Origin of the sequence: Stenotrophomonas sp. Bg11-02 (genome assembly GCF_002836635.1) — a bacterium.
GTDB lineage: Bacteria > Pseudomonadota > Gammaproteobacteria > Xanthomonadales > Xanthomonadaceae > Stenotrophomonas > Stenotrophomonas lacuserhaii.
The window spans coordinates 19,134-43,955 of record NZ_PJAY01000060.1 but is presented as its reverse complement, the minus strand read 5'-3'; the positions used below and the strand labels follow the sequence as shown (position 1 = coordinate 43,955).

At 67.9% G+C, this 24,822-nt stretch carries 19 protein-coding genes; 9 read left to right on the top strand and 10 right to left on the bottom strand.

Features of this window, described 5'->3' with window-relative positions:
- Positions 1-210: 210 nt before the first annotated feature.
- Complete coding sequence (locus CXG43_RS10390; RefSeq protein ID WP_101099899.1) at positions 211-1,110, bottom strand: DnaJ C-terminal domain-containing protein; 900 nt, start codon at positions 1,108-1,110, stop codon at positions 211-213.
- 190 nt (positions 1,111-1,300) lie between these two features.
- On the opposite strand from CXG43_RS10390, the gene CXG43_RS10385 reads away from it, so the two are divergent.
- Complete coding sequence (locus CXG43_RS10385) at positions 1,301-1,783, top strand: peroxiredoxin (RefSeq protein ID WP_101099898.1); 483 nt, start codon at positions 1,301-1,303, stop codon at positions 1,781-1,783.
- Between the two features lie 41 nt (positions 1,784-1,824).
- Positions 1,825-2,394: a ferritin-like domain-containing protein gene (locus tag CXG43_RS10380; RefSeq protein ID WP_101099897.1), complete on the top strand. Its 570-nt coding sequence runs from the start codon at positions 1,825-1,827 to the stop codon at positions 2,392-2,394.
- 7 nt (positions 2,395-2,401) lie between these two features.
- Here the strand turns inward: CXG43_RS10380 and pbpC are convergent, their stop codons facing one another.
- From pbpC to prpB, 6 genes are all read right to left on the bottom strand, one after another.
- The gene (gene pbpC / locus CXG43_RS10375; protein ID WP_232767733.1) at positions 2,402-4,774 is read right to left on the bottom strand and encodes a penicillin-binding protein 1C; all 2,373 of its coding nucleotides are present in this window, start codon (positions 4,772-4,774) and stop codon (positions 2,402-2,404) included.
- A gap of 46 nt (positions 4,775-4,820) precedes the next feature.
- Entirely contained in the window at positions 4,821-9,755 is a 4,935-nt protein-coding gene (locus tag CXG43_RS10370; protein ID WP_101099896.1) for an alpha-2-macroglobulin, read from the bottom strand.
- Positions 9,756-9,954: 199 nt separating this feature from the next.
- Positions 9,955-11,139, bottom strand: a complete 1,185-nt coding sequence (prpF, locus tag CXG43_RS10365) for a 2-methylaconitate cis-trans isomerase PrpF (RefSeq protein ID WP_101099895.1) — start codon at positions 11,137-11,139, stop codon at positions 9,955-9,957.
- A 36-nt stretch (positions 11,140-11,175) separates the two neighbouring features.
- Positions 11,176-13,791 carry a Fe/S-dependent 2-methylisocitrate dehydratase AcnD gene (acnD, locus tag CXG43_RS10360; RefSeq protein WP_101100110.1) on the bottom strand — a complete coding sequence of 872 codons (2,616 nt, stop codon included), beginning with the start codon at positions 13,789-13,791 and terminating at the stop codon, positions 11,176-11,178.
- Positions 13,792-13,940: 149 nt separating this feature from the next.
- Positions 13,941-15,098: a 2-methylcitrate synthase gene (gene prpC / locus CXG43_RS10355; protein WP_101099894.1), complete on the bottom strand. Its 1,158-nt coding sequence runs from the start codon at positions 15,096-15,098 to the stop codon at positions 13,941-13,943.
- A gap of 30 nt (positions 15,099-15,128) precedes the next feature.
- A complete protein-coding gene (gene prpB / locus CXG43_RS10350) occupies positions 15,129-16,019 on the bottom strand; it encodes a methylisocitrate lyase (protein ID WP_101099893.1) in 891 nt (296 codons plus the stop codon).
- Positions 16,020-16,173: 154 nt separating this feature from the next.
- On the opposite strand from prpB, the gene prpR reads away from it, so the two are divergent.
- Positions 16,174-17,763, top strand: a complete 1,590-nt coding sequence (gene prpR / locus CXG43_RS10345; RefSeq protein WP_101099892.1) for a propionate catabolism operon regulatory protein PrpR — start codon at positions 16,174-16,176, stop codon at positions 17,761-17,763.
- A gap of 44 nt (positions 17,764-17,807) precedes the next feature.
- Here prpR and CXG43_RS10340 read toward each other — a convergent pair whose 3' ends face one another.
- Both CXG43_RS10340 and pdxH read right to left on the bottom strand, forming a co-directional pair.
- Positions 17,808-18,275 (bottom strand): DoxX family protein, encoded by a 468-nt coding sequence (locus CXG43_RS10340; RefSeq protein ID WP_101099891.1) that lies wholly within the window; start codon positions 18,273-18,275, stop codon positions 17,808-17,810.
- A gap of 136 nt (positions 18,276-18,411) precedes the next feature.
- Positions 18,412-19,011: a pyridoxamine 5'-phosphate oxidase gene (gene pdxH / locus CXG43_RS10335; protein WP_101099890.1), complete on the bottom strand. Its 600-nt coding sequence runs from the start codon at positions 19,009-19,011 to the stop codon at positions 18,412-18,414.
- Between the two features lie 39 nt (positions 19,012-19,050).
- Between pdxH and CXG43_RS10330 the strand changes: the two genes are divergently transcribed.
- A complete protein-coding gene (locus CXG43_RS10330) occupies positions 19,051-19,878 on the top strand; it encodes a kinase (protein WP_101099889.1) in 828 nt (275 codons plus the stop codon).
- Positions 19,879-19,904: 26 nt separating this feature from the next.
- Here CXG43_RS10330 and CXG43_RS10325 read toward each other — a convergent pair whose 3' ends face one another.
- Positions 19,905-20,108: a dodecin family protein gene (locus CXG43_RS10325; protein ID WP_042613487.1), complete on the bottom strand. Its 204-nt coding sequence runs from the start codon at positions 20,106-20,108 to the stop codon at positions 19,905-19,907.
- A 97-nt stretch (positions 20,109-20,205) separates the two neighbouring features.
- Between CXG43_RS10325 and CXG43_RS10320 the strand changes: the two genes are divergently transcribed.
- From CXG43_RS10320 to mdtD, 5 genes are all read left to right on the top strand, one after another.
- On the top strand, positions 20,206-20,748 hold the full coding sequence (locus CXG43_RS10320) for a shikimate kinase (protein WP_101099888.1): 543 nt from the start codon (positions 20,206-20,208) through the stop codon (positions 20,746-20,748).
- A complete protein-coding gene (aroB, locus tag CXG43_RS10315) occupies positions 20,745-21,857 on the top strand; it encodes a 3-dehydroquinate synthase (protein ID WP_101099887.1) in 1,113 nt (370 codons plus the stop codon). The genes CXG43_RS10320 and aroB overlap by 4 nt, the downstream gene beginning before the upstream one ends.
- A gap of 88 nt (positions 21,858-21,945) precedes the next feature.
- Positions 21,946-22,185, top strand: a complete 240-nt coding sequence (locus CXG43_RS10310) for a WGR domain-containing protein (RefSeq protein ID WP_101099886.1) — start codon at positions 21,946-21,948, stop codon at positions 22,183-22,185.
- 55 nt (positions 22,186-22,240) lie between these two features.
- The gene (gene hemE / locus CXG43_RS10305) at positions 22,241-23,314 is read left to right on the top strand and encodes a uroporphyrinogen decarboxylase (protein WP_101099885.1); all 1,074 of its coding nucleotides are present in this window, start codon (positions 22,241-22,243) and stop codon (positions 23,312-23,314) included.
- A 95-nt stretch (positions 23,315-23,409) separates the two neighbouring features.
- Positions 23,410-24,807, top strand: a complete 1,398-nt coding sequence (gene mdtD / locus CXG43_RS10300) for a multidrug transporter subunit MdtD (RefSeq protein WP_101099884.1) — start codon at positions 23,410-23,412, stop codon at positions 24,805-24,807.
- Positions 24,808-24,822: the final 15 nt, after the last annotated feature.

The window sequence follows — 24,822 nt, the reverse complement described above, 5'->3', positions numbered from 1 at the left end:
CAGATGACCGCCATGGACCTGTCGAAGGCGGGGCGGGGTGGCTGTGCAGGACCGTCTTTTCGCATGGATGCGAAAAGCGAGCCTACAGGGACGTACTTGCGGCGTGTCCTGCACAGCCACCCCGCCCCGCCAACACACAGCCCTGCAGCTTTTGACGTTGCCGTTGCCGTTGCCTGCGCTTCAAGCCGTGCGCAGCACAACACCCCCCCCTCAGATCGACTCGCCGAACGCCTTGGCCAGGTTGCGGTAGGCCTCGGCCTGGGCCTCATCGCTGGCCGCCGGCGCCACGATCTCCAGCTCCACGATCTGGTCACCGTCCGGGTTGCCCGGCAAGCCCCGGCCGCGCAGGCGCAGCCTGCGCCCGGCATCGGATCCAGCGGCTACCTTCAGTTCCACCGCACCGCCCAGCGTCGGCACGCTGATGCTGGTGCCCAGCGCCGCCTGCCACGGCGTCACCTGCAGGGTGTACAGGATGTTGCGACCGTCCACTTCGAACTGCGGGTGCGCGGCATATTCCACTTCCAGCAGCAGGTTGCCGCCGTCGGTGCCCTGCCCGCCCAGCCGGATCACCTGGCCCGGCTTGATGCCCTTCGGCACGCGCACGTCCAGCTGGCGGCCGTTGACCGTGATCCGCAGCGTATCGCCGTTGTAGGCCGCTTCCAGCGGGACGGAAAGCTTGGCCCGGGTATCGCGCTGCGGGGCATGGCCGCCACTGCTGAAGCCCGGACCTGGGCCACGCCCGGCGCCGCCGCGCTGGCGTGCGAACAGGCTTTCGAAGAAATCGCTGAAGCCACCGTTGGCACCGCCTGCGCCGCCACCGAACACTTCCTCGAAATCGAAGCCGCCGCCGCCGCCGTAGTTGGGCGGGACATTGAACTCCTCGCCCGGACGATAGCCCTGGGCCTTGAGCTGGTCATACGCCGCGCGCTTCTGCGGATCGCGCAGCGCCTCGTACGCCTCGTTGATGCCCTTGAACTTTTCTTCCGCCCCGGCTTCCTTGCTGACATCCGGGTGGTACTTGCGCGCCAGCCGCCGGTAAGCGGTCTTGATTTCCGCGTCGCCCGCGCTGGGTTCCACGCCCAGCGTGGCGTAGTAATCCTTGAATTCCATCGTGCTACCTCGATTGATCCGTCGGCACCGGGGGCGCCAACCCGCGCCTATTCTAGCGGCTGCCGTGTGCAGGCCCGGATGGTGTCTGCCCCATTGGCCAGCAGATCGGGCGTGCACACGGGATTTTCAATCCGTTGACACGGCCCTTCCATCAACGTGCCTACGCTGCTTGTTTACCAGGAGCCCACCCATGAGCATCCAAGCTGGCGACCCGATCCCCGAAGTCACGCTGAAACGGATCCGCGACGGCGTGGAGACGGTGGACACCAAAGCCCTGTTCGACGGCCGCAAGGCGGTGTTGTTCGCCGTGCCCGGTGCCTTCACCCCGACCTGTTCGGCCCGTCACCTGCCCGGCTTCATCGAACACTTCGCCGAATTCCGCCAACGCGGCATCGACGTGTACTGCGTGGCAGTCAACGACCCGTTCGTGATGAAGGCGTGGGGCGAAAGCCAGCACGTCCCCGACGGCTTGCTGATGCTGTCCGATGGCAACGGCGAGCTGGCCCGCGCGCTCGGCCTGGAAGTGGACGCCAGCGCGTCCGGCATGGGCATGCGCTCGCGTCGTTTCGCCCTGTACGTGGAGGACGGCACGGTGCGCGAAGCCTGGATCGACGCCCCCGGCGCGTTCGAGGTGTCATCGGCCGAGCACGTACTGGCGCACCTGCCGCACTGATCAACGCGCCACCGCAACCAACGAAGGAGAACAGGCCAGCCATGTCAAAGCCAGCCAAGCACCCGCATCCCGCCCATCCCGCCGGCATCAGTGATCGCCAGATCCTGCGCGACAACGCCCGGCGCAATATCGAAGATGGTGCGATCACCGATACCTACAACGCCGACCGCAAGGCGGTCATCCGGTTGCTCAACGATGCGCTGGCCACCGAATACGTGTGCGTGCTGCGCTACTACCGCCACTACTTCATGGCCAAGGGCATGCTCGCCGATGCGGTCAAGGCCGAGTTCCTGGAGCATGCGCAGCAGGAGCAGGCGCACGCCGGCAAGCTGGCTGAGCGCATCGTCCAGCTGGGCGGCGAGCCGGACTTCAACCCGGATACCCTGACCGCACGCTCGCATGCCGAGTACAAGGAAGGCACCGACCTGCGCGACATGGTGCGCGAGAACCTCATCGCCGAACGCATCGCCATCGACAGCTACCGCGAAATGATCAACTTCGTCGGTGACAAGGACACCACCACCAAGCGCATCCTGGAAGAGATCCTGGCCCAGGAAGAAGAGCACGCCGACGAGTTCGCCGACCTGCTGGATGGCTGGATCGGCAAGTAGACCGCCCTCAGCGCACCACGTTGAACCGCACCTGGGTCCAGGCTCCATCGCTGGCCAGTGCGGTCAACGTATGCCGTCCTGGCTGTTCAAAGCGCTGGCTGAAAGGCTGGGCGCCGCGGGTGCGGGCGACCCAGCGGCCGTCCAGCAACCAGTCGATGTCGTGCTCGCTGCCCAATGCGCGCAGTTGCAGGCGCACGCCATCGACGGCACCCGGTGCGCGCGCCACCGAAGCGCCGTCGTTGAGTCCATCAATGTGCAGGGCGATGCTGGCCTGGCGCCCGTCGTCGCGGCAATCCGGCGCCAGCGCAGGCAACTGAGAGGCGGTACGTGCTGCCTGCGGCAACCACGGTGACAGCAGCGCCGGCCATCGCGCGACCTCACGGTCCTCCACGTCGTGCGGGGCGCTGCAATCTGCGGACAGGCGCCGTCCGCTGTGCGCGTCAGCCTGGTAACGCTGCCGCCCCGGCTGCCAGCGCCGCGCATCGCGCTCGGCGAAGGTCGGTGGCACATTGCCGTCGAGCAACCACGCGCTCAGTCGCCGCTGGCACAATCCATCGGGTAGTTCACTGGCCAGGCCACCGGTCGGCCAGCACACATCGGCCTGGCTGACGGTAGCCGGACGCGGCGCTGGGGCGCTGGCGCGGCCCTGCCGTGGCAGGCTGTCAACCACCTCGAACATCAGCGGCAGTGCAGTCACCGCCCCGTACTGTCCCGGCAATGGCGTGCCGTCCGGCCGCCCCACCCAGACCCCCACGGTGTATTGGCGCGTGCTGCCGATCGCCCAGGCATCGCGGTAGCCGTAGCTGGTGCCGGTCTTCCACGCGACCCGTGGCCGCCCCCCGAGTTCGAAGGTATCGGTGCCCTGCCCCGCGCGCGGATTGGCCTCCAGCATTTCGCGCACGATCCACGCCGCCCCCGGCGATACCAGCCGGCGATCCAGCACCGGATCCGACGCGGTGTAGCGCACGCGGCCGGCGATGCCATCGCGGTTCAACGCCGCGAACGCGCCGACCAGGTCCTCCAGCCGCGCGCCGGTGCCGCCCAGGATCAACGACAGGTTGGGCGAGCTTCCGCGTGGAAAGCGCAGCTGGATCCCGGCATGGGACAGGCGCGCGGCGAAACGCGCCGGCCCGACCCGATCCAGCAGGTCCACCGCCGGCACGTTGAGCGAAAGGCGTAGTGCGGTGGCTGCGCTCACCGGACCATTGAAGGCCTCGTCGAAATTGCCGGGGCGGTAACCGCCGAAATTCTGCGGTGCATCCACCAGCAGGCTTTCCGAGTGGATCAGCCCGTCATCCAGTGCCATCGCGTACAGGAACGGCTTGAGCGTGGAACCCGGCGAACGCCAGGCCTGCACCATGTCCACGTGGCCCAGCCGCTGGCGGTCGCCGAAGTTCAGCGTACCAACGTAGGCGCGTGCCTGCAGGGTCTGGTTGTCGACCACCAGCAGCGCCGCCGACGTCCGCTCGGGCAGCGTGGAAAAGTAGCTGGAAAGCCGGCCCTCCAGCGTGCGCTGCAGGTCGATGTCGATGCTGCTTTGGATGCGTGGCTGGCCCGGTTGCGCGGCATGCAGGCGCTGCGCCAGCAAGGCGGCATGCAGGGGCGGACGCATCGAACGGGTCACCACCGTTTCCACGCGTGCATCCTCCACCTCTTCGGCGGACCAGCGCCCCAGCGAGGCCATCCGTGCCAGCACCTTGTCACGCGCCTGCTGCGCTGCCTGGGGATGGCGGTCCGGACGCAGCCGGCTGGGCGCCTGCGGCAGCACGGCCAGCAGCGCTGCCTCGGCATGCGAGAGCTGCGCCGCCGGTTTGCCCAGGTAGGCCCAGCTGGCCGCTTCGACGCCCTCGATGGTGCCGCCGTAGGGCGCGCGCTCCAGGTACAGGGTCAGGATCTCGCGCTTGGACAGGTGCACTTCCAGTTGCAGCGCGCGCAGCATCTGCTTGGCTTTGCCCCATGGCGTGCGCGTGTGCGGGTCCAGGATGCGCGCCACCTGCATGGTCAGCGTCGAGCCGCCCGACACGATGCGCCCCTGCCCCAACATCTGCATGCTGGCACGCAGCAGCGCAACCGGATTGATGCCGGGATGGCGCCAGAACCAGCGGTCCTCGTAGCCCAGCAGGGCCTGCAGGTACAACGGGGACACCTGCTCGACCGAAGCGGGGTAGCGCCACACGCCTTCGGCATCGGCGAAGGCGCGCAGTGGGCTGCCGTCGCGCGCGACCACCAGCGTGCTGGTGTCACGCTGCTTCGGCAACGGCGGCGGAAACGCGAGATCCAGCAGCAGCGCCGCCAACAGCAGCGCCACGCTGCCCCACCTCAGCCACGGCCACAGCGGCCGCAGGCTGCGCCGCAACCGGCGCAGGCCGCGTTTGATCACTGGCGGCCCCGTCGGCAGGCCGCCGCGTGGCGGCCCGCCCGCCGGCTCACGGTTGCACCACCGTGATCGTGCTCGGGTTGCTGCGGCCGACGCCGCGCAGCTGCGGACGGTACATGTCTTCCACCAGCGACGGCGGCACCGTGTAGGTACCCGGAGTGACTGCGCGCACCAGATAGAACAGCGTCGCCTTGCTGCCACGCGACAGGTTCAGCGCCGCAACGTAGCGATCATCGCGGAACTCCTCGTGCTTCACGTCGGCGGCATCGCCACGTGAACTGATGCCGATGCCATCCACCACCACGTCGGCCCACTGCTTGGCATCACCCAGGTTGAAGTTCTCGATTTCCAGGCCCGCTGGCAGCAGGTCGGTCAGCAGGGCATCGGGCATGCTGCTGTCCGGGGTGACGGTCACGCGCACGATCAGCGCCTCGCCTTCCTTCAACGGACGCGGCGTCCACGGCTTGCCATCGGTGCCGAACCAGCTGCGCTCTACGCCGATCACGCTGTTGTCCGGCGCCGGCGCGGTGCGCGGAATGCCGGCCACGTCGATGCTGGCGAACATCGGTGGCTCGCCGCTGGGCGCGAAGCGCACGCCGCTGCCCAGCTGCGCGGCATCGAAACTGCGGCCGAACAGGCGGCGCTCACCGATGCTTTCGGTCTGCGCGCCGATCACCAGCTCACCGGCCACCAGCTTCTTCTGGTTCGCGGCCAGCGCCTTGCCCAGGCGGGCGATGGCCACCTGTTCCTGGGTGCTCAGCCACATCCAGCCACGGTTGCGGCGGGTATCCAGCTCACGCCCCAGGTCCACCGAACGCGCGTCCCAGGCCGGCTTGGCCAGGTTGTGTTCGTGGGTCAGGGCGATCATCAGCGCGTCATCGCGGATCGCGCTGCCGTAGTCACCGAAGTACGACGGCCGTTCGCTGCTCGGCTTGGCGAAGCCGGCCGTGATGGCCGCCTCGCCGCGCTTGCGGTCACCCTGCAGCGACAGCGCCACGCCCAGGTGCACCAGCGGCAGGCCGCCGATGGCCTTGGCCCGTTCGTTGTCATACAGCGTGCGCAGGGTGCCCAGCGGCGCGCGGTTGACCCGCGCCAGCACGTAGCCGGAGTAGGCCTGGTTGGCGAACTTCAGGTTGTCGCGGCGGTCCTGGCCGTAGAACTGGTTGCCGCCGGACAGCAGGTCCTCGCTGAGCCGGTTCAACGCCTTCTGCAGCACGTTGTCGGGCACGGCGAAACCGGCATCGCGGGCATCCAGCAGGAACTCGGTGATGTACGGCGTCAGCCACGGATTGACGTAGCCGTCGTCGCCCCACATGGAGAAGTTGCCGTTGGCCACCTGCATCGAGGCCAGGCGACCGAAGGCGCCTTCCATGCGCTCGCGACGCACCTTGGCATCCAGCCCGTCAGCGCCGAGCATGGCCGAGGTGGCCTGGTCCAGGATCAGCGCGGCGTAGCCCTTGCTGGTGGTCTGTTCGGCGCAGCCATACGGGTAGTTCAGCGCGCCCTGCAGCGCGCTGGCGAACGGGATCGGCGGCAGCGGGCTGACCAGCAGGCGCGCGGTCACCGATTCCGGCATCAGCCCGTCCAGCAGGCTGCCATCCAGGCTGACCGCAGCCAGCGGATCCAGCGTGCGTACCTGCGAGCGCAGCACCTGCGGCCACGCCGCGCGCACCGGCAGGTCGTAGCGGCGATCGGCCTTGAAGCCGTTGCCGTCCACCCGCACGCGCACCTTGGCCACGCTGTGCCCTTCGCGCGCGCTCAGCGGGAAGCTGAGCGTGGTCTTGGCGTCGGTCGCCAGCTGGACGGAGCGGGTGCCCTCGGCCAGGCTCAGCGGGCCTTCGGTTTCCACCCGCACGTTGAACTGGCCCGGCTTGCCGGTGAAGTTCTGCACATCCAGGGTGACCGTGCTGCGGTCGCCCGGGGCCAGCACGCGCGGCATGCTGGCTTCGGCCAGCAGCGGAGCGCGGACTACGGTCTGGACATCGCGCTTGCCGTAACTCTCATCGGCATACACCAGCGCCGACACCCGCAGCGTACCGTTGAAGTCCGGCACCTTCAGCCGGACCCGGGCATTGCCCTTGGCATCGAGCTTCACCGGCCCGGTGAACAGGTCCACGGTCTGCACCCGCGCCGTCGGCCGCTTGGCCTGCGGCAACGCCGCCAGCGCCATGTCGCCACCGAACTTCAGCTTGCCGCTGCTGCCGTCGAAGCTCTCGATGACGCGGCTGTAGATGTCATAGGCATCGATGCCCAGCCGGCGCTGCGCGAAGAAGTGCGCGGCCGCGTCGGGCACCGGGAAGCGGGTGATGTTCAGGATGCCCACGTCCACTGCGGACACGGTCACGTGCGCGACCTTGCCGGCCAGCTGCGGCACGCTGACGGTGACCGGCAGGTCCTGCTCCGGACGCATCTGCCTGGGCGCCACCAGGCCCACGGCCACCGTGCGCGCCTTGCGGTCCATCGGCACGTGCACCACGCCGACCGCGCGTGCCGGCGTCACCTTGCTCGGTGCGCTGCCGCCGCGGAATACCAGCGCGGTGATGTACACATCGTGGCGCTCCCACTCAGCAGTGACCGGGATCTTGAAGGTGCTGCCCGGCTTGGCGTCTATATCCTGCACGTAGATCATGCGATCGGTTTCCACCATCAGCAGGCCCCGGCCTGCATGCGGCGGCGTCACCGTCACTTCCAGCGTGTCGCCGGCCTTGTAGCCGGTCTTGTCCAGGCCCAGCTTGACCTTGTCCGGGCGTGCATCCAGGCCACGGTTGTCGTCGCCCCAGCTCCAGCCTGCGCGGAACGGGTAGCGGCTGGTCAGGCCGGTGGCCGGATCGAACACATCCACCCGGTACTCGCCCCACTCCACCGGCACGTCGAAGGCCACCGCGCTGGTGCCGGCATCGACGCTGCGGGTGTCCTTGTTCTCGAAACGACGGGTGAAATCGTAGTCCCAGCGATTGTCGTTGAACGCCCAGTGATAGTCGCGAAGCTCGCGTACCAGGGTGACCTTCAGCCCCTTGGCGGGTTGCGGCTTGCCGGCCGCGTCCACGCGCACCAGCTCGAAGCGCGCGGTGCCGTTGGCATCGGCGCCATCGTCCGGGTTGAACAGCGGGCGCACGCCGACCAGCGCCGCGGCCGGCCACATCACCCGCTTGAGCGTGCGATTGACGGTGCGTCCACCGGTTTCATACAGGCTGCCGGACAGCACCACCGCCACCGGGGTCTTCGCCTTGGCGGCTTCTTCCGGCAGGTCCACATCCTGCTTCAGCCTGCCATCGGCCGGCAGCGTGGTATCCACCACGTCCTTGGCTTCGCGCGGCAGGCTCACCGTCGGGTCGCCGAAGAAGTAACCCGGCAGGCCTTCCACCGGCTTCTGTTCCACCGCCACCGCCAGACGCGCGGTGAAGCGATTGCCGTCGGCCGGCGCGCCATACAGATAGGCGCCGTCGGCCTGAAGGCGCAGCGCATCACCCGGCTTGAGGCTCTTCTGTGCGCTGTCCAGGTCCAGCTTCATCCGCTCCGGCAGGAACTCCTCGATACGCAGGGTCATGCCCTGGATCGCTTCCTTGCTGGCCGGATCGGTACGGAACTCGACCTGCCAGCGGCCGGTCGGCGCATCGGCCGGGATCAGCTGCTCGAAGTTGAAGTAGCCCTGTTCGCCGGGCTGCAGCTGGGTCTCGCGGAATATCTTGCCGTCGGGCTGCTTCAGCCGCAGGAACACCGGCTGGCGTGCCTTGGCATCCTTGCCCGGTGCGACCGGCTTGCCATCGTTGTCGCGCAGCAGCGCGGACAGCCGCACGGTCTCGCCGGGACGGTACAGGTCACGCCCGGACCAGGCGAACACATCGAACCAGGCGTTGTCCCGCCCGGCCACCGCGAACTCGCTCAGGTCCAGCGCGGGCTGGTTGAACGGCAGGAAGCTGGTGTCCTTGCCGCTGCCAGCGACCAGTACGTGGCCGGCATCCAGGGTGTAATCCAGCAGCGCGTTGCCATTGCCGTCGGTGCTGCCGCGCAGGACCACTTCGCCCTTGCCGTCGAGCACGCGCACTTCGACCTTCTTCAGCGGCGCACCATCCTTCAGCGAGGCGGTATGGACGAACAGCTTGTCCTTGTAGGCCCGTGTATGCAGGCCGATGTCGCTGACGCTGAAGAACGCCGTATCGAACTCACCATCGAAGGCGCCGGTGCGCTTGAGCACGGCGAAGTACAGTCCCGGCTCCTGCAACTCCTTGATGTCCTGGGTCGGCAGGTAGGTCAGCACGCGTTCGTTCTGCTTGCCGCCCAGGATGAAACGGTTGACGTAGACCGGCTCGGCCAGGCGGCTGATCGGGGTGCGTTCGCTGTAGTCACTGTCCAGTTCCCAGCTGCCGCGGCGGCCACCGCGCTGGTACTGGCTGAAGAAGGTCGGCAGTTCCTTTTCGCGCACGCGCAGGAACTCCACGTCTACTTCCGGCACGTTCACCGACACCACCGGCAGGCCGCGGCTGTCGCGCGCCGGCAGCACGCTGCCCTGCGAGGCGAAGCCGGCCACCGGGGTCAGCTCGCCGCTGAATACCTTCTGCCGCAGCTCCTTGCCCAGCCGGCTGCCATCGGCGGCCAGCAGGTCGGCCGACACAACCAGCGAGTATTCCTTGGCGGCGTCCACGAACGGGTAGCGCAGGGTCTTGCCGTCCTCGGACAGGGTCCAGCTGCTGTCATCGGTGCCCACCTTCTCCTCGAAGCGCACCAGCGCATCGAAGTCCTGGGTGCCGACCAGCGGGCGCGAGAACTCCAGCGCCAGCGACAGTCCATCGTTCTTCTGGTCCGGGTAGGCGCGCAGCAGGGTGAACTCGGTCACCTGCTCGGCCTTGGCGGTGATCGCCTCGCCGCTGGCGGCGGGCAGCTGCCCGCTGTCGTTGCGGTTGCAGCCGGCCAGGCCGGCCAGCAGGCTTCCCGCCACCAGGGCTGCCGCCCATCCCCACTTCCGAAGCCGCAGCGGACCGGTCATGTCGTCACTCCTTGAACAAGGCGTGCATTATGCCCCGCGCGCACCGGTCGTGGCGGCCGCGCTGCTGCACCTGATGGGTGACGACCGTTGCACCTGGTGGGTGACGACCGTTGGTCGTCACGCTGTTGCTGCCCGGTAGGTGACGACCAACGGTCGTCACCTACCGGGCTGGACGGTCGTCACCCAGCAGGCATTCGGGTCAAAGGGTATCGGCGGGGACGCGTACGGTGCCTTCCATCAGCACCCGGGCGCTGCGGCTCATGATCGCCTTGGTCACGGTCCACTGCCCGTCCACAAGCGCCGCCTCGGCCCCTACCCGCAACGTGCCCGAAGGATGACCGAACACGACGGACGTGCGTGCGCCGCCGCCGGCGGCCAGGTTGACCAGCGTGCCCGGGATCGCCGCGGCGGTGCCGATGGCAACCGCTGCGGTGCCCATCATCGCGTGGTGCAGCTTGCCCATCGACAGTGCACGCGCATGCAGGTCGATCGAGCCGGCAGCGATCGCCTTGCCACTGGAGGAAACAAAGTCCTGCGCCGGGGCCACGAACGCCACCTTGGGCGTGTGCTGGCGGGTAGCCGCCTGTTCGATGTGCTCGATCAACCCCATGCGCACCGCGCCGTGCGCGCGGATCGCTTCGAAGCGTTCCAGCGCCGCGCGGTCTTCATTGATGGCCGGCTGCAGTTCGGTGCCGGTGTAGCCCAGGTCGGCGGCGTTGAGGAAGATGGTGGGGATGCCGGCGGTGATCATGGTCACCGTGAAGGTGCCCACGCCCGGCACCTCAAGCGCATCGACCAGGTTGCCGGTCGGGAACATCGCCCCGCCATCCTGGTCGTCTGAAGGGTCGAGGAACTCCAGCTGGATCTCCGCCGCCGGGAAGGTCACCCCGTCCAGCTCGAAATCGCCCATTTCCTGCACCTGGCCATCGCGCATCGGCACGTGGGCGATGATGGTCTTGCCGATGTTGGCCTGCCAGATACGCACGGTGCACAGCCCATCGCGCGGCACCCGTGCCGGGTCGATGAAACCATTGCTGATGGCGAAGGGACCGACCGCCGTGCTCAGGTTGCCGCAGTTGCCGCTCCAGTCCACGAAGGCGGTATCGATCGACACCTGGCCGTACAGGTAATCGACATCGTGGTCCGGTACCGAGGCCGCCGAAATGATCACGCACTTGCTGGTGCTGGAGGTCGCCCCGCCCATGCCGTCGGTGTGCTTGGCATACGGATCGGGCGAGCCGATCACCCGCATCAGCAGCGCATCGCGCGCCGGACCGGGAACCTGCGCGGCGAGCGGAAGATCCTGCAGGCGGAAGAACACACCCTTGCTGGTACCACCACGCAGGTAGGTGGCAGGAATGCGGAGCTGTGGAAGAAAGGTCATGGGGTCAATCCAGCAGGAAGAGGGTCGGCGAGGTCGTCATGCACCCTGCGATGCCTCCAGGAAGTCCTGCGCGAAGCGCTGCAGCACGCCGCCGGCCTCGTAGATGGACACCTCTTCGGCGGTATCCAGGCGGCAGGTCACCGGCACCTTCAGCTGGCTGCCGTCGCGGCGGTGGATGACCAGGGTCAGCTCCGCACGCGGCAGCCGCGCACCGGTCACGTCGAAGGTTTCAGTGCCGTCGATGCCCAGCGTCAGGCGGGTCACGCCCGGCTTGAACTCCAGCGGCAGCACGCCCATGCCGATCAGGTTGGTGCGATGGATGCGTTCGAAGCCTTCGGCCGCGATCGCTTCCACGCCTGCCAGGCGCACGCCCTTGGCCGCCCAGTCACGCGAACTGCCCTGCCCGTAGTCGGCACCGGCGATGATGATCAGCGGCTGCCGACGCAGCATGTAGGTTTCGATCGCCTCCCACATGCGCATCACCTGGCCTTCCGGCTCAACGCGGGCCAGCGAGCCCTGCTTCACCGCCCCGTCGACCACGGCCATTTCGTTGATCAGCTTGGGGTTGGCGAACGTGGCACGCTGCGCGGTGAGGTGGTCACCCCGGTGCGTCGCGTAGGAATTGAAGTCCTCTTCCGGCAGGCCCATCTTCGCCAGGTACTCACCGGCGGCGCTGCTGGCCAGGATCGCGTTGGACGGCGACAGATGGTCGGTGGTGATGTTGTCGCCCAGCACGGCCAGCGGACGCATGCCGCTGAGGTTGCGGGCACCGGCCAGCGCGCCCTCCCAGTACGGCGGGCGGCGGATGTAGGTGCTCTGCGGACGCCATGTGTACAACGGACTGATCGGCGCGCCGTGCTCCACCTTGAAGGTGAACATCGGGTCGTAGACCTTGCGGAACTGTTCGGGCTTCACGCTGGCCCTGACCACCGCATCGATCTCTTCGTCGCTCGGCCACAGGTCCTTCAGAGTGATCGGGTTGCCCTGCGCATCGACGCCCAGCGCATCCTTTTCGATATCGAAACGCACGGTGCCGGCGATCGCATAGGCCACCACCAGCGCCGGCGATGCCAGGAACGCCTGCTTGGCGTAGGGATGGATGCGGCCATCGAAGTTGCGGTTGCCCGACAGCACCGCCGTGGCGTACAGGTCACGGTCGATGATCTCCTGTTGGATCACCGGGTCCAGCGCGCCGCTCATGCCATTGCAGGTGGTGCAGGCGAAGCCGACGATGCCAAAACCCAACTGCTCCAGTTCACCGAGCAGGCCGGCCTCTTCCAGGTACAGCTGCACCGCCTTGGAGCCCGGTGCCAGCGAACTCTTCACCCACGGCTTGCGGGCAAGCCCGGCGCGGTTGGCATTGCGTGCCAGCAGCGCCGCACCGATCACGTTGCGCGGGTTGCTGGTATTGGTGCAACTGGTGATGGCGGCGATGATCACCGCGCCATCCGGCATCAGCCCACCGGCCTGCTCGACCTTGCCGGAGGCCAGCTTGGCTTCATCGGCAATGCCGCGCGCGGCCAGTTCACTGGTGGCCACGCGCTTGTGCGGGTTGGACGGGCCGGCCATGTTGCGCACCACGCTGGACAGGTCGAACTGCAGCACGCGCTCGTACTGCACCTGGGCCAGGTCATCGGCCCACAGACCGGCGGCCTTGGCATAGGTTTCCACCAGCTGCACCTGCGCTTCCTCGCGGCCGGTCAGGCGCAGGTAGTCCAGGGTCTGCTGGTCGATGGAGAACATCGCTGCGGTGGCGCCGAACTCCGGCGTCATGTTGGAAATCGTGGCGCGGTCGCCGATGCTCAGCGCGCTGGCACCGGCGCCGAAGAACTCGATCCACGCGCCGACCACCCGCGCCGCGCGCAGGAACTCGGTCAGCGCCAGCACGATGTCGGTGCAGGTGATGCCAGGCTGCGGGCGGCCGGTAAGCTCCACGCCGATGATGTCGGGCAGGCGCATCCACGAGGCGCGACCGAGCATCACGCTCTCTGCTTCCAGGCCACCGACGCCGATGGCGATTACCCCCAGCGCGTCCACATGCGGGGTGTGGCTGTCGGTACCCACGCAGGTATCCGGGAAGGCCACGCCATCGCGCACCTGCACCACCGGCGACATCTTCTCCAGGTTGATCTGGTGCATGATCCCGTTGCCCGGCGGAATCACGTCCACGTTCTTGAACGCCTTGCGGGTCCAGTTGATGAAGTGGAACCGATCTTCGTTGCGACGGTCTTCAACGGCGCGGTTGCGCTCGAAGGCAGCCTTGTCGAAGCCGGGATGTTCCACCGCCAGTGAATGGTCGACGATCAGCTGGGTCGGCACCACCGGGTTGATCTGCGCCGGGTCACCGCCGGCATCGGCGATGGCATCGCGCAAGCCGGCCAGGTCCACCAGCGCGGTCTGGCCAAGGATGTCATGGCAGACCACGCGGGCCGGAAACCAGGGGAAATCAAGGTCCTGGCGGCGCTCGATCAGCTGCCGCAGCGAGGCTTCCAGGGTCGCAGGGTCACAGCGGCGCACCAGGTTTTCCGCCAGCACGCGCGAGGTGTACGGCAGCGTGGCGTAGGCGCCGGGCTGGATCGCATCGACCGCCTCGCGGGTATCGAAATAGTCCAGCGTAGTGCCGGGGAGGTTCTTGCGGTACGACTGGTTCATCAGGGGGCTGGTCATGGCTGGCTCTTGGACTATGGCGGGCCGGGCGTCGCCTCACCGGCAGGGACGGCGTTGCGAGGCCACAACGGAACCGGGACGGCATCGCCGTCCCGCTCCGCACAGCACCCTCCACGAGGGTGCCGGGTCATGCATCAGGCGCGCTTGTCGATCGGCACGAACGCCTGGTCTTCCGGACCGGTGTAATTGGCACTGGGGCGGATGATCTTGCCATCGATACGCTGCTCGATGATGTGCGCGCTCCAGCCGGAGGTGCGCGCGATGACGAACAACGGGGTGAACATCGCCGTCGGCACGCCCATCATGTGGTAGCTCACCGCGCTGAACCAATCCAGGTTCGGGAACATCTTCTTGATGTCCCACATCACCGTTTCCAGGCGCTCGGCGATGTCGTACATCTTCATGCTCGACTGCTCTTCGGACAGTTCGCGGGCCACGTCCTTGATCACCTTGTTGCGCGGGTCGGACACGGTATACACCGGGTGGCCGAAGCCGATCACCACTTCCTTGCGCTCCACGCGCGCCTTGATGTCCGCCTCGGCTTCATCCGGGCTGTCATAGCGCTTCTGGACCTCGAAGGCCACTTCGTTGGCGCCGCCGTGCTTGGGACCGCGCAGGGCGCCGATGCCGCCGGCAATGGCGCTGAACATGTCGCTGCCGGTGCCGGCGATCACCCGGCAGGCGAAGGTCGAGGCATTGAACTCGTGTTCGGCATACAGGATCAGCGAGGTGTGCATCGCCTTGACCCACGAATCCTGCGGCTTTTCGCCGTGCAGCAGGTGCAGGAAGTGGCCGCCGATGGAGTCATCGTCGGTTTCCACGTCGATGGCGCGGCCGTTGTGGCTCCAGTGGTACCAGTACAGCAGCATCGACCCCAGGCAGGCCATCAGCTTGTCGGCGATGTCACGTGCGCCGGGATGGTTGTGATCGTCCTTTTCCGGCGAAACACAGCCCAGCACGGACACGCCGGTGCGCATCACGTCCATCGGGTGCGCCGACGGCGGCAGCTCTTCCAGCGCAGCCTTGACCGCTGCCGGGATGCCGCGCAGCGACTTCAGCTTGGCCTTGTAGGACACCAGCTCGGCGCGGGTGGGCAGCTTGCCGTGCACCAGCAGGTGGGCGATTTCCTCGAACTCGCTGGTGGTGGCCAGGTCCAGGATGTCGTAGCCACGGTAATGCAGGTCATTGCCACTGCGGCCGACGGTGCACAGCGCGGTGTTGCCGGCAGCAGTGCCGGACAGGGCGACGGACTTCTTCGGCTTGAAGGTCGGGGTGGCGGTCGTATCGTTCATGGTTTTCCTCCCGGAAATCGTGGCAGCAGGTTACTTCCTGGCGGCAAACAGCGCATCGAGCTGCTGCTCGAAGGCGTGGTAGCCAATGCGGTCGTAGAGTTCGTTGCGGGTCTGCATGGCGTCCACCACGTTGCGCTGGTGGCCGTCGCGGCGCACCGCTTCATACACGCTTTCGGCCGCCTTGTTGGCTGCGCGGAAGGCCGACAGCGGGAACAGCTGGATGGCCACGCCGGCCGAGGCCAGCTCGTCACGGCTGAACAACGGGGTGGCGCCGAATTCGGTGATGTTGGCCAGCACCGGAACCTTCACCGCATCGACGAAGCGACGGTAAGTGTCCAGGTCGTAGGCGGCTTCGGCGAAGATGCCGTCGGCGCCGGCCTCCACGCAGGCGATGGCGCGCTCGATGGCCGCATCCACGCCGTCGACCTGGATGGCATCGGTGCGCGCGATCAGGAAGAAGTCCGGATCGGTCCTGGCATCGGCAGCGGCCTTGACCCGGTCCACCATCTCGCCCTGCGGGACGATCTCCTTGCCCGGGCGGTGGCCGCAGCGCTTGGCACCGACCTGGTCTTCGATATGGCAGGCGCCGGCGCCTGCCTTGATCAGCGACCTCACCGTGCGCGCGATGTTGAAGGCGCTCGGCCCGAAGCCGGTATCGATGTCCACCATCAGCGGCAGGTCGCACACATCGGTGATGCGGCGCACGTCGATCAGCACGTCTTCCAGGGTGTTGATACCCAGGTCCGGCAGGCCCAGCGAACCGGCCGCGACACCACCGCCGGACAGGTAGATGGCGCGGTAACCGGCGCGCTTGGCCAGCAGGGCATGGTTGGCGTTGATCGCACCGATCACCTGCAGCGGTGATTCAGCAGCCAGGGCCTGGCGGAAGCGGGCGCCGGCGGAAGCAAGGGAAGCAGTCATGCAGCAATCCTGTCAGGGGTCACCCCAACAGAGCGCAAAGAGCGTGCCAACACACAAGTGGTTGATTCACTTGAGTTCTGCACGCGGAACCTTGAAACATATGAAACATTGAAACCGATGTATCATGAAACGCCCCTGCCAACCGCGACGCCCTGTGTACCTGCCCCGCCATCCCGACAGCCCCGGCGATACCGATCCCATCCAGCCGGTGATCTGGACAGTGAGCGTGTCCCGGTTGACCGGGCTGCTGGGCGATGTCATACCTGAGTTCGACCGCCGCGCCCGCATCGAGCAGATCAACCTCGGCTTCGAGGATGCCGTGGCGGTGATCAACCAGCGGCTGCGACAGGAACCCTGCGATGTGGTGATTGCCGGCGGTTCCAATGCCGCCTGGCTGCGCAGCCGGCTGGACGTGCCGCTGGTGCCGATCCAGGCCAACGGCTTCGACCTGATGGAAGCGCTGGCACGCGCACGCCGCATCGCCCCGCGCATCGGCCTGGTCACCCATGCCAGCGACGTGCCGACCTTCGGCAGCTTCCAGGACAGCTTCGGCCTGCAGATCGAGCACCGCCGTTTCGTCACCCGCGAAGACGCGCGCGACTGCATCGCCGACCTGCGCGCCAACGGCATCGAAGTGATCGTCGGCACCGGCATGGCCATCGACCACGCCGAAGCAGCCGGGCTGCAGGGCGTGCTGCTGTACTCGGCCGATTCGGTCCGCCAGGCCTTCGAACATGCGCTGGAGCTGACCCACACCCTGGCGCGTTCGGGCAGCCGCCGCATGCCCGCGCGGCAACGCCGCGGCAGCCGCGCCGGCCAGGGCACCGCGCTGCTCGGCGAGAGCAGCGTGATGGCCGAGGTCCGCCAGCACATCGCGCTGTACGCCCCGCATGACAGCACCGTGCTGGTCAGCGGCGAAACCGGCACCGGCAAGGAACTGGTGGCTCGCCAGCTTCACGCTGAAAGTGGTCGACGCGGCCGCTTCGTCGCGCTGAACTGCGGCGCGATCAGTGAATCGCTGCTGGAATCGGAACTGTTCGGTTACAGCGATGGCGCGTTCACCGGCGCCCGCCGCGGCGGCCGCGTCGGGCTGGTCGAAGCATCCGACGGCGGCACGCTGTTCCTGGATGAAATCGGCGAGCTGCCGTTGCCGCTGCAGACCCGCCTGCTGCGCGTGCTGGAAGAACGCGAAGTGCTGCGCGTGGGCGCCACCGAGCCCACACCGGTCAACCTGCGCGTGGTCGCCGCCACCCTGCAGTCGCTGGAGCAGCGCGTGCAGGCCGGGCAGTTCCGCCGCGATCTCTACTACCGGCTGGCGACGTTGCGCATCGTGTTGCCACCGCTTCGCGCGCGACGCGGCGACGTCGCCCTGCTGGTGCAACACTTCTTCCAGCAACTGCGTGGCATCGACGCCCCGCTGGACGATGACGCGATGGCGCTGTTGAGCGCAGCGCAGTGGCCCGGCAACGTGCGCGAACTGCGCAACCTGGTCGACCGCCTGCGCATCCATTGGCAGCCTGCCGAAGGCAGCATCGGTGCGTCCCGGTTGCTGTCACTGGCACCGGAACTGGCGCACGACGCGGCCTCCTCGCCTGTACTGCAGCCCCCTGCGGGACGCCCGTCCAGCGCGCAGCTGCAGCAGCTGCTGGCGGCCCACCGCAACGATCGCGAGGGCATGGCGCAGGCGCTGGGAATATCGCGCACCACGCTGTGGCGCTGGCTGCGCGCAGCCGGGCTGGGGTGAGGCGCTGCGAGGGCTGCCGACCAGCGGCCGTCACCGACCACGTCCTACCCCCGCGCAGCCCAGCGCGCATCGAGTGCGAAACGTCCGCTTCCGGCCAGCGCCAGCCACAGCAGCAGCACTGCCAAGGGCACCTCGGTCAGATAGAAGAACCAGCTCAGCCAATCCAGCACGCCCAGTCCTGCGGGAATGCGTGCGATGCCATCGGTGAGCGCGGCCACCACGCAGATGGCCGCCAGCACCACGGCTGACGGACGACTGAGCAGGCCGAGCACCAGCAGGGCCCCTGCCACCCATTCGATCACGCCCAGCACCGGGGCGCTCAGCCCCGGCCACGGAATGCCCGCATCGTGCAGCGTCGCCAGCATGCGGTCGCGGCCAGGCACGGTGAACAGCTTGTTCCAGCCAGACACGCTGAACATCACGCCTGCGACCACACGGCCGGCCAGCATCACCCACGCCTCCGGCCCGACACGCAACGGGGCAACGGACCACAACCGGCGCACAAGCTCCATCCCGACTCTCCTTTCCTGCAAAAGAAAGCGAGGCTGCGACGGCCCACCCTGCCGGCACATGAAGCGGCCATCAGCCGGGGCCTGCGGCAACGCACAGCGACATGCAGATCACGTCATGGCACGCACGCCGCGTGCCTCAGGGGTACAGCAGGCGCTTGCTCCAGCTGCCGTCGGCAGCCTTCTCGTAGCACCAGCGCTCGTGCAGGCGGAACTGCGCGCCGTACCAGAACTCGATGCGGTCCGGCACCACCCGCAGCCCGCTCCAGCCCGCCGGGCGCGGTACGTCCTGGCCGTCGAAACGCGCCTCCACCGCGGCGACCCGCGCATCGAATTCCTCGCGCGAATCCAGCGTACGGGACTGGATCGACGCCCACGCGCCGATCTGGCTCAACCGCGGGCGCGATGCAAAGTACGCATCGGCCTCGGCATCGCCGACCTGCTCCACCGCCCCTTCGATGCGCACCTGGATGCCAGCCTCGCGCAGGCTGCGCCACAGGAACAGCAGCGCCGCCTGCGGATTGGCCTGCAGCTCACGCCCCTTGTGGCTGTCCAGGTGGGTATAGAACACGAAGCCACGTGCATCGAAGGCCTTCAGCAATACGGTGCGCGCGGAGGGGCGCCCGGAGGTATCGGCGGTCGCCACGGTCATCGCGTTGGGCTCGATCTCGCTGCCCTGCCGGGCCTCGTCGAACAGCGCCGAGAAGGTGGACAACGCTTCGGTGTAGAGATCGCTCATGACACGTCATTCCTGAAGGGATTGGGCTATTGTGGCGGCATGAAGGCGACTGCGTACACGAACACGACGAAAGGATTCCCGGACACGTTGGCAGAACAGGCGCTCGATGACGCGCTGGCCAGCGGCGCGCAGGTGCCGGTATTGGCGATCAGCGGCCTGCAGGGCAGCGGGAAATCAACCCTGGCCGCGCAGGTCGTGGAGCGTGCGCAGACACGTGGCCTGCGCGCTGCGACGCTTTCGGTGGACGATGTCTACCTCACCCGCGGCCAGCGCCAGCGCCTGGCGCGCGACGTGCATCCCCTGCTGGTCACCCGTGGTCCGCCCGGCACGCATGACCTGCCGCTGGCGCACGCGGTGCTTGATGCAGTGATCGCGCGCGCTCCCACCGCATTGCCACGCTTCGACAAACTGGCCGATGAACGGCTGCCCCCCACACAGTGGCAGGCCCTCGATAAACCGCTGGATCTGCTGGTGTTCGAAGGCTGGTTCCTGGGTACCCCGGCGCAGCCGGCCGAGGCACTGCAGGAACCGCTCAACGCGCTGGAACGCGAAGCCGACCCCGACGGTCGCTGGCGGCGCTGGTGCAATCAGGCACTGGCCGATCACTACGCGCCACTGTGGCAGCGCTGTGACCGGCTGTGGTTCCTGCAGCCGCCGGATTTCACGGTGGTGCCGCGCTGGCGCTGGCAGCAGGAACAACACCTGCAGGCCGCCCAGCCCGGACGCAGCGGCATGACCCGCCCGCAGCTGGAGCGCTTCGTCCAGTACTACGAACGGGTCAGCCGGCAGGCACTTCGCACCCTGCCAGCCTTGGCCGACCGGGTGGTCGCGCTGGACGCCGAGCGCTGCATCATCGAGGCCCGCTGAGTTGCGACCGCCCCGGCCCTGAGCCTTCATTCCACCAGGAAGGTGACCTTCAGGCTGACCCGCCACTCGGTGATTTCACCGTTGCCGCTGGTTACCACCTTGGTCTCGTTGATCCAGGCGCCCTGGATGTTCTTCACGCTCTCGGCAACCTTTTTCAGGCCGCTGCGTACCGCATCTTCGACACTGGTCTTGGACGAGGCATTGATTTCGATAACCTTGGCGACCGACATGGTGCTGCTCCGGGTGGCGCGCGGGAGAGTCCGCGCCGGCCAAGGCTGGGCCGTGGAGGCGTAAAGGAATGTCACGGAGGTGTTAGCATCACAAGGCATGAATCCAGCACCGAACCTGATCCTGATCGGCCCCATGGGGGCCGGCAAAACCTGCATCGGCCGTCGCCTCGCCGAGCGGTTCACGCTGGACTTCATCGACCTGGACCAGGTCATCGTCGACAACGCCGGGGCCAGCATTCCCACCCTGTTCGAACTGGCCGGCGAAGCCGGCTTCCGCCAGCACGAACGCCGGGCCCTGCAGCAGGTGCTGGCCGGCCATGGCCAGCTGGTGTCCACCGGCGGCGGCGCGGTGCTGGATGCGGGCAACCGGGAGGCGATCGCCGCGCATGGCTACGTGGTCTACCTGCGGGTCAGCGTGGCCGCCCAGCTGGAACGCCTGGCACGTGACAAAGGCCGCCCGCTGCTGCAGCGGCCGGACCGCGAACAGGTGCTGCAGGACCTGGCCTACCATCGCGATCCGCTCTATCGGCAGCTGGCCGACCTCACCCTGGACACCGACCTCTACACCGCTGCCGAAGCCACTTCCCATCTGGTGGTGAAGCTGGCCGCGCACTGGCAGCGACAGGACCTCATCGCATGACCGACATCCCCCACCTGCACGTCGCCGTCGGCGGCGAGCATCCCTATTCCATCACCATCGGCCCCGGCCAGCTGGCCGATGGACCTGCGCTGGCCCGCCATGTGCGCGGCCGCCACGTTCTGCTTGTCAGCGACAGCGAGGTCGCCCCGCTGTACCTGGCCGGCGTACGCAGCGCACTGCTGCAGGCGCGACCGGACCTGAGCATCGGCGAACACGTTCTGCCGGCAGGCGAGGCTTCCAAGAACCTTGCCGAATTCGGACGTGTTATCGAAGCACTGGCCGCCCTGGGCGCCACCCGCGATGCCTGCGTGTTTGCGCTGGGGGGCGGCGTGGTCGGCGACCTGTCCGGCTTCGCGGCTGCCTGCTGGATGCGCGGCGTGGACTGCGTCCAGCTTCCCACCACGCTGCTGGCGATGGTCGATTCGTCGGTGGGCGGCAAGACCGCCGTGGACCTGCCCGCAGGCAAGAACCTGGTGGGCGCTTTCCATCCACCGCGCGCGGTGGTTGCCGATACGGACGTGCTGGCCACGCTGCCGGCGCGCGAGCTGCGCGCAGGGCTGGCCGAGGTGGTCAAGTACGGGGCACTCGGCGATCCGGTGTTCTTCGACTGGCTGCAGCAGCACGCCCAGGGCCTTGTCGCCGGCGACAGCAGCCTGCTTGCCGAAGCCATTGCGCGCAGCTGCGCGCACAAGGCGGCGATCGTCGAACGCGACCCGCGGGAAAAAGGCGAGCGCGCCCTGCTCAACCTCGGCCACACCTTCGGCCATGCGATCGAGACCGAGCAGGGCTACGCCGCCCCGGGCCGCGATGCGCTCAACCATGGCGAAGCGGTCGCGGTCGGCATGGTGCTGGCGGCGCGGCTTTCCACCGCACTGGGGCGGGCACCGGCGGCCGACGCGGATCGACTCGTCGGCGTACTGCAGTCGCTGCAATTGCCCGTGCAGCTGCCGGCGGGCCTGGCGCCGGCCTCGCTGCTGGAGCGCATGCGGCTGGACAAGAAGAACGTGGCCGGACGCCTGCGCCTGGTGTTGTGGCGCGGCATCGGACAGGCCGAAGTGGTGGCCGATGTACCGGACCAGGACGTGCTGGACGTGCTGGCCAGCGGTTGAGCGGACGCAGCTGTACGCCGGGGAACCCGCCGGTGCGCACCGCCGCCAGCGTGAGCCGCCGGGCGTGGCCCGGCGCTACACTTGCGCCATGCATGCCTTCCTGCAACAACCCGCGATCGGCTCCGAGGCGCCCCGCTTCCTGCGCCTGACCCTGCTGCCCGACCTGTTCGGCGGCTGGGAACTGCTGCGCGAATCAGGCCGCATCGGCAGTCGCTCGCAGCTTCGACGCGAGCTGTACCTGGAAGAGGCCGAGGCCCGCGCGGCCTTCGACAAAGCGCGCGATGCAGAGCTGCATCGAGGCTATGCAGTCCTCCACTGCAGCGCCTGATCGCCCCATCCCGGAACAGCGCCCCACGCCCCACCCGCACAAGGAACACCCTTACGTGACCAGTCCCCTCCGCAATGATCGCCTGCTGCGCGCCCTGCGCCGTGAACCGGTGGACCACACCCCCGTCTGGCTGATGCGCCAGGCCGGCCGCTACCTGCCGGAGTACCGCGCCACGCGCGCCAAGGCCGGCAGCTTCCTGGCCATGGCGAAGAATCCGGAGATCGCCTGCGAAGTCACCCTGCAGCCACTGCGCCGCTTCCCGCTGGACGCGGCGATCCTGTTCTCCGACATCCTGACCATCCCCGATGCGATGGGCCTGGAGCTGTACTTCGTCGAGGGCGAGGGTCCCAAGTTCCGGCATCCGGTCCGCGATACCGCCGCCATCGCCCGACTGGCGGTGCCGGACATGGAGCAGGAACTGCGCTATGTCATGGACGCGGTGCGGGTGATCCGGCGCGAACTGGATGGCCAGGTGCCGCTGATCGGTTTTTCCGGCAGCCCGTGGACGCTGGCCTGCTACATGGTGGAAGGCGGCGGCAGCAAGGATTTCGCGCGCATCAAGGCGATGGCGCTGAACCACCCGCAGGAACTGCATCGGCTGCTGGAGGTGGTCACCGATGCGGTGATCGCCTACCTTGGCGCCCAGCGCGCGGCCGGCGCGCAGGCGCTGCAGGTCTTCGACACCTGGGGCGGCGTGCTGTCCCCGGCGATGTACCGGGAGTTCTCGCTGCGCTACCTGCAGCGGATCTCCGCCGAACTCGAACGCGGCCAGGGCAGCGAGCGCACGCCGCTTATCCTGTTCGGCAAGGGGACGGGGCTGCACCTTGAAGCGCTGTCGCACACCGGCGCCGATGCGCTCGGCCTGGACTGGACGCTGGACCTGGACGAGGCCGTGCGCCGTACCGGCGGACGGGTCGCGCTGCAGGGCAACCTGGACCCGACCACCCTGTATGCCAGCCCCGAAGCGATCACCACGGCGGCAGGACGCGTGCTGGATACCTATGCGGCCGGCAATGGCGGGTCGCGCGAAGGCCACGTGTTCAACCTCGGCCATGGCATGTCGCCGGACATGGATCCGGCCAGCGTGCAGGTGCTGGTGGATGCCGTGCACCGGCTCAGCGCGCGCTGACGCTTTTCCCGACGTGGCGGCAAGGCGTGCGTTGATCGCGCCATGACCGCCCTTCGGCGATGATGGCGCCTCCCGATCGCGCGGATCCCGGCCCGATGACAGCAAGCTACGCCTCCATCCGTCCCCTGCTGTGGCTGGTGTCGCTGGCGATCTTCATGCAGATGCTGGACTCCACCATCGTCAACACGGCACTGCCAGCGATGGCGCGCAGCCTGGGCGAAAGCCCCCTGCAGATGCAGTCGGTGGTGTTCAGCTACGCGCTTGCGGTGGCCACCTTCATTCCCGCATCGGGCTGGATAGCCGACCGCTTCGGCACTCGCCGCACGTTCCTGGTCGCGATCATTCTGTTCACCCTCGGGTCGTTGGCCTGCGCCCTGGCGCAGAGCCTGCACCAGCTGGTCGCCGCACGCGTGCTGCAGGGCATCGGCGGGGCCATGCTCCTGCCGGTCGGTCGGCTGGCGGTGATGCGTTCGGTGCCGCGGGAAGATTTCCTGCGCGCGATGAGCTTCATCGCGATCCCGGCGCTGATCGGTCCGCTGATCGGCCCCACGCTGGGCGGCTGGCTGGTCGAAGTCGCCTCCTGGCACTGGGTATTCCTGATCAACCTGCCGATCGGGGTGATCGGTTATTTCGTGGCCATGAAGGTCATGCCCGACCACTACGCCGCCCATCGCAGCCGCTTCGACCTGCGCGGTTACGTGATGCTGGCCTTCGGCATGGTGGTGCTGTCGCTGGCCCTGGATGGCATCTCCGGGATGGGTACCCCGCATGCGCTGGTGATGCTGATGACGGTGGCCGGCCTGGCCGCGCTGGTCGGCTACTGGCTGCACGCAGCCAACTCCACCGCGCCGCTGTTCTCGCTCGCCCTGTTCCGCGTGCCCAGCTACCGCATCGGCATTCTCGGCAATCTGTTCTCGCGCATCGGCAGCAGCGCCATGCCGCTGCTGATTCCGCTGCTGCTGCAGGTCGGCATGGGCATGAGCCCGATGAATGCCGGCCTGATGATGATCCCGGTCGCAGCGGCCGGCATGGTCGCCAAGCGGCTGGCGGTCAAGCTGGTGGAGCGCTTCGGTTATCGTCGGGTGCTGATGACCAACACCGTCCTGGTAGGCTTCGCGATGGCCAGCTTCGCGCTGATGTCGCCGGAACAGCCGCTGGGCTGGCGACTGCTGCAGCTGGCACTGTTCGGCGCGGTCAATTCGCTGCAGTTCACGGTCATGAACACCGTGACCCTGCGCGACCTGGACGTGGGCTTTGCCAGCGCGGGCAACAGCCTGCTGTCGATGGTGATGATGCTGGCGGCCGGCTTCGGCGCTGCTGCCGCCGGCAGCCTGCTGGCGGCCTTCGCGCCACTGGAGTCACATGGCGCCACCGCAGCCCTGCACGCCACGTTCCTGTGCGTGGGCGCGATCACACTGACCTCCACGCTGATCTTCTGGCAGCTGCCCGATACCGGTCCGGAGCCGAAGCAGATCGAGGAAGTGGCCGAATAGGTCTGCAGGCGGGCG

Excerpts from the sequence above, each read along its gene's own strand:
- CXG43_RS10370 (WP_101099896.1), bottom strand. The coding sequence starts at position 9,755 with ATGACCGGTCCGCTGCGGCTTCGGAAGTGGGGATGGGCGGCAGCCCTG.
- mdtD (WP_101099884.1), top strand. The coding sequence starts at position 23,410 with ATGACAGCAAGCTACGCCTCCATCCGTCCCCTGCTGTGGCTGGTGTCG.
- pdxH (WP_101099890.1), bottom strand. The coding sequence starts at position 19,011 with ATGAGCGATCTCTACACCGAAGCGTTGTCCACCTTCTCGGCGCTGTTC.
- CXG43_RS10380 (WP_101099897.1), top strand. The coding sequence starts at position 1,825 with ATGTCAAAGCCAGCCAAGCACCCGCATCCCGCCCATCCCGCCGGCATC.
- CXG43_RS10385 (WP_101099898.1), top strand. The coding sequence starts at position 1,301 with ATGAGCATCCAAGCTGGCGACCCGATCCCCGAAGTCACGCTGAAACGG.
- CXG43_RS10340 (WP_101099891.1), bottom strand. The coding sequence starts at position 18,275 with ATGGAGCTTGTGCGCCGGTTGTGGTCCGTTGCCCCGTTGCGTGTCGGG.
- prpC (WP_101099894.1), bottom strand. The coding sequence starts at position 15,098 with ATGAACGATACGACCGCCACCCCGACCTTCAAGCCGAAGAAGTCCGTC.
- prpF (WP_101099895.1), bottom strand. The coding sequence starts at position 11,139 with ATGACCTTTCTTCCACAGCTCCGCATTCCTGCCACCTACCTGCGTGGT.
- prpB (WP_101099893.1), bottom strand. The coding sequence starts at position 16,019 with ATGACTGCTTCCCTTGCTTCCGCCGGCGCCCGCTTCCGCCAGGCCCTG.
- CXG43_RS10310 (WP_101099886.1), top strand. The coding sequence starts at position 21,946 with ATGCATGCCTTCCTGCAACAACCCGCGATCGGCTCCGAGGCGCCCCGC.
- CXG43_RS10320 (WP_101099888.1), top strand. The coding sequence starts at position 20,206 with ATGAATCCAGCACCGAACCTGATCCTGATCGGCCCCATGGGGGCCGGC.
- CXG43_RS10325 (WP_042613487.1), bottom strand. The coding sequence starts at position 20,108 with ATGTCGGTCGCCAAGGTTATCGAAATCAATGCCTCGTCCAAGACCAGT.
- aroB (WP_101099887.1), top strand. The coding sequence starts at position 20,745 with ATGACCGACATCCCCCACCTGCACGTCGCCGTCGGCGGCGAGCATCCC.
- CXG43_RS10330 (WP_101099889.1), top strand. The coding sequence starts at position 19,051 with ATGAAGGCGACTGCGTACACGAACACGACGAAAGGATTCCCGGACACG.
- CXG43_RS10390 (WP_101099899.1), bottom strand. The coding sequence starts at position 1,110 with ATGGAATTCAAGGATTACTACGCCACGCTGGGCGTGGAACCCAGCGCG.
- acnD (WP_101100110.1), bottom strand. The coding sequence starts at position 13,791 with ATGAACCAGTCGTACCGCAAGAACCTCCCCGGCACTACGCTGGACTAT.